Source organism: Mesorhizobium sp. M7A.F.Ca.CA.002.09.1.1, assembly GCF_003998555.1.
GTDB classification, from domain to species: Bacteria; Pseudomonadota; Alphaproteobacteria; order Rhizobiales; family Rhizobiaceae; genus Mesorhizobium; species Mesorhizobium ciceri.
Genome location: NZ_RZRR01000451.1, coordinates 1 through 4,460, shown reverse-complemented (window position 1 = coordinate 4,460; position 4,460 = coordinate 1). Strand labels below are relative to the sequence as shown.

The following is a 4,460-nucleotide window of genomic DNA, read 5'->3' as shown; positions in this document are numbered from 1 at the left end:
GCCTGATACAGAGCAGGCTCTTGTCGCCGGCCTTCTCGTTGCGGCCGGCGCCGGTCAGCAGCGCGTCACCATGCCTTGCCGTGGCAAATCCCTTCGACCCGACGGCCTCGGCAACCGTTACCGGAAGAAGATTGGCGCGGCCGAGGAACTCGGCCGTAAAACGGTTTGGCGGGCGGCGGTAGAGTTCGGTCGTCGGTCCATGCGAACAGACCCTGCCGTCGCGCATGATGGCGATCTTGTCGGCAAGCGTCAGTGCCTCGGTCTGGTCGTGGGTGACATAGAGGATCGTGAGGCCGGGCAGGCTGCGGTGCAGCCGGGCAATCTCCTCGACCATGTTGCGGCGGATCTGGGCGTCGAGCGCCGAGAGCGGCTCGTCGAGCAGGAGCACGCGCGGCCGCACGGCCAAGGCACGCGCAATCGCCACGCGCTGCTGCTGGCCGCCCGAAAGCTCGCGCGGATAGCGCCGGGCATAGGCCGACATGCCGACAGTGCCCAGCGCATCCTTGATCCGCTCACCGATCAGCGCCTTGTCGGCGCCCTGTGCTCTGAGGCCGAAGGCAACGTTGTCCTCGACCCGCATATGCGGAAACAGCGCGTAGTTCTGCACCACCATGCCAAGGCCGCGCTCGTAGGGCGGCAGATCGGTCACATCGGTGGCGCCGATGCGGATCCGCCCGCTGGCGGGTCGCACGAAGCCGGCCACGGCGCGCAAGGCCGTCGTCTTGCCGGAGCCGGATGGGCCGATCATCGCCAGGATCTCGCCAGGTGCGATATCCAGGGTCAGCGGATGCAGGACGACATGCGCGCCATAGGCAACGCTGACCTTGTCGAAATGGACATTGGAGCCGGCGCCGCGAACCTTCGCGGCGTCGATGTCCATGACACTGGTACCAGTAAACGCTGCGGCCGACATGGCGTGGTCCTCCGGGTTTCCCTTGCGGATCAACTTCCGGTCGCTTCGTTCCAGCGCTTGACATAATCGGGTAGCTTGCTCAGCGCGTCGTCCCAGTTCGGCGACCAGATGGTCACGCCTTTCATCGCCTCCTGCGCCTTGGCGAAGTTGGCGTCATCCGGCTTGACGTCCTTGCGAGCCGGCATGCCGAGCGCAACGGAACTGATGCTCGACTGGGCTTCCTTGGAGAGCAGGAAGTCGATCAGTTTCTTGCCGTTGTCTGCGTTGGGTGCGCCGGTGACCAGGCCGATTTCATAGGGCAGCGCGAAGGTGGAGCGCACACCGTCAGGTCCAGCCGGCCAGAACACCTTGATATTGGGATTGTCGGCCATCTGCGACATGTTCATCTGCAGATCGCCATTGGCAACATGCAGCTCACCCTTGTTGACCAGCGCGGTCAGCTTGCCGGTCGAAGCGGAGGGGCCGACATTGTTGTCCTGCAGCTTCTTCATGAACTCGAAGCCGGCATCCTCGCTGCCGAAGGCGTGGATGATCTGCAGCATGACGGCGGTGCCGTCACCGGCCTGGCCGGGGGTAGAATACTGGATCTTGCCCTTGAACTTCGGGTCGAGCAGGTCGTTGTAGGCCTTTGGCGCTTCCGGCAGGACGGCACTGTTGTAGATGAAGTTCATATAGTTGTTGACCAGCGGCCGGTACTTGTCTGTGCCGCCATCGATCTGGTCGGCGGCTTCCGGCTTGTAGTCCTGCAGCAGGCCGTCAGCCGCGGCCCGCTGCACGAAGGGCGGCAAGGTCACCAGCACGTCGGCCTGCGGATTCGACTTTTCCTTGGCGACACGCTCGACGACGCCGCCGGAACCTGCCTCGATATACTGCACGGTGATGCCGGTGGCCTTGGTGAAGGCGGCGAATTCGGTCTCGAACCAGCTGCCATTGCCGTCATGCAGGCCGTCGGCGGAATAGATGGTGACGACGCCGTCGGCGAGTGCCGGTCCGACAAGAGCCGACGACGCCAACAGCGACGCGGCGAAGGCCGTAGCTATGGTTGCCTTTTGCGATTTCATGCTCAGTTCCCCTGTGATTGATGGCACATTCTGCGATGCACTGTGACGATCTCGCCTGTAGGCCGGAGCCTTATGCGGCACCGTTCGATCTCGTCGTTGTGCCGACTTTGGGGACTGACGATCGATAAGTAAAATCTATTTATTTTATGAGAGGCAAATTTTACCTGATAGTTGTCATGGAACTGTCGCAACGCTGGCCTGGCTTCGATTCCGGCCTCGCGGAAGGCCCGCGATTGGGTGCAGAGATGGTGATGGTCAGCCAAATGAAACCCCAGATGTCTGCGCCCGCAGCCGCGGGTCGAACGAACGAACGGTAACCGGCCGGCCTTCGAGAATTTCGAAGCAGCGCGCGAGCGTGTCGTCTTCGAGCCGGCGCATGGCCCCCTGCGTGAAGAAGGTGAGATGCGGAAACAGGATGACGTTGTCGCGGCCGAACAGCGCGCTCATCGGATGGCCCGATTTGGCCAGCGGCTCGACCGAATAGACGTCGAGCCCGGCGCCGCCGATGCGCCCCGAGATGATCGCCTCGACAAGGGCGGCCTCGTCGATCAGCGCGCCGCGCGAGACGTTGACGATGATAGCGGAAGGCTTCAGGCAAGCGAGCTCGGCTTCACCAATCAAGCCGCGCGTCCTGTCGTTCAGCACGCAGTGGAGGGAAACGAAATCGCAGGCGCGCAGCATGACGTGGAGGTCTTCTACCTTCTCGATGCCGGCGGTGCGCATGGTTGCGACATCGACACCGGGATCGAAGCCGAGAACGCGCGCATGAAATCCTTGGCCTGCCATGCGCGCCATGCTGCGGCCGATCTTGCCGCAGCCGACGAGCCCAAGCGTGGCGCCGGACATGTCGCGCCCCAGCCAGCGTTGCTCGGGCCAGATCCAACCATCACGTGACACCGCCGCGGTGATGGAGGGCAGCCGCTTGGCCAGCGCGATCATCAGCGCGAAGGCGCCTTCGGCGACGGTTTCCTCAGCATAATCCGGCACGTTGACAACGGGAATGCCACGCCGCATCGCGGCGGGGATGTCGATGGCATCGACGCCGACGCCATATTTGACAATGCCGTTCAATCTGGGAGCCGCCTCGATCACCCGTGCGGTGATCGGCGTGTAGCACATCAGCAAAAGATCGGCGTCCGCAACGGCCTGCATGAGATCAGCTTCGGGGATGCCGTCCGGCAGCGTCACCAGTTCGACCCCCCTCGCCCGCAAGCCGGCGTCGATGCCGGGACATTCGAGTTCGCGGTCGGTGCGCACGGCCTTCACGGTCAGGCCGCCAGCACCGTGCGCTCGACAATGTCGAGCGCGCCGTCGAGGTCGGTTTTCGAAATGACCAGCGGCGGCGACAGCGTCAACACGTTGCCTTGGCTGATCTTGAAGCTCAGCCCCTGTTCAAGGCAAGCATAGAAGACGCGCTCGGCGAGATCGCGTGCCGGCTGGCGCGTATCGCGATCCTCGACGAGCTCGACGCCGACCATCAGTCCCCTGCCCCTGACGTCGCCGACATGGGGCGAGCGCGCCATCAGGTGCTGCATGCGCCCTAGCATGTGCCGACCGAGTTCGGCCGCGCGCTCGACCAGCCCTTCCTCCAGGATGATGTCGATCGTCGTCAATGCGGCGCGGGTCGTCACCGGGTTCTTCTCGTGGGTGTAGTGGCCGATCGCGAAGCCACCGGTGACGTCGAGATCGCGGCGCGCGATGATGGCGGCGATCGGCAGGACGCCGCCGCCGAGCGACTTGCCGAGGACGACGATGTCAGGCGTCACATCATCATGCTCGTGCGCGAAGAATTTGCCGGTCTTGCCAAGGCCGGTCGGGATCTCGTCGAAGATCAAGAGCGTGCCGTGCCGGTCGCAGGCCTCGCGCACCCGCTTCCAGAAGCCTGGCGGCGGCGGGTTTGGCGTCGCCCGCATCGGTTCGGCGACGACCGCCGCCACGTCCTGCTCGCGGCCAAGGACGTAGGCAATCATGTTGGCGCAGGCGAGGCCCGATGCTTCCAGGGAATCGTGGCCATAGGGGCAGCGATAGCCGTCCCAAGGCGCGACGTGCTCGGTGCCGGTCATCATCGGGCCTGATATGTGCGAGCGGAAGGTCGCCTCGCCACCAACGCTTGCTGCGCCGAAGCCGGCGCCATGGAACGCATCCCAGAACGACACCGTCTTGAAGCGGCCGGTCGCGGCGCGGGCGATCTTCAGCGCGACCTCGATGGCGTCCGAGCCGCCGGTGGTGAACAGCACTTTGCCGAGATTGCCGGGCGCCAATGCCGCCAGCTTCTCGGCCAGTTCGACGGCGGGCTCACAGGTGAAACGGCGCGGCGCAAAGCAGAGCTGATCGAGCTGCTTCTTGATGGCGGCCACAAGCCTCGGGTGGCCATAGCCGAGGTGATGGACGCTGTTGCCGTGGAAATCCATGAAGCGGCGACCGGCGGTGTCCTCGATCCAGATGCCTTGCGCCTTGGCGATCGTCGACAAACAGGGGCTGGACAG

At 64.3% G+C, this 4,460-nt stretch carries 4 protein-coding genes; all 4 read right to left on the bottom strand.

Features of this window, described 5'->3' with window-relative positions; genetic code table 11:
* Positions 1–913: ATP-binding cassette domain-containing protein (locus EN994_RS19420; RefSeq protein WP_127307733.1), on the bottom strand; the 913-nt coding region annotated here is incomplete at its 3' end.
* Positions 914–942: 29 nt separating this feature from the next.
* The gene (locus EN994_RS19415) at positions 943–1,974 is read right to left on the bottom strand and encodes a 2-aminoethylphosphonate ABC transporter substrate-binding protein (protein WP_063167536.1); all 1,032 of its coding nucleotides are present in this window, start codon (positions 1,972–1,974) and stop codon (positions 943–945) included.
* Between the two features lie 255 nt (positions 1,975–2,229).
* Positions 2,230–3,240: a C-terminal binding protein gene (locus EN994_RS19410; RefSeq protein WP_013533036.1), complete on the bottom strand. Its 1,011-nt coding sequence runs from the start codon at positions 3,238–3,240 to the stop codon at positions 2,230–2,232.
* Positions 3,241–3,242: 2 nt separating this feature from the next.
* Positions 3,243–4,460, bottom strand: a 1,218-nt coding sequence (locus EN994_RS19405) for an aspartate aminotransferase family protein (RefSeq protein ID WP_206530423.1), incomplete at its 5' end; no start/stop codon positions are given.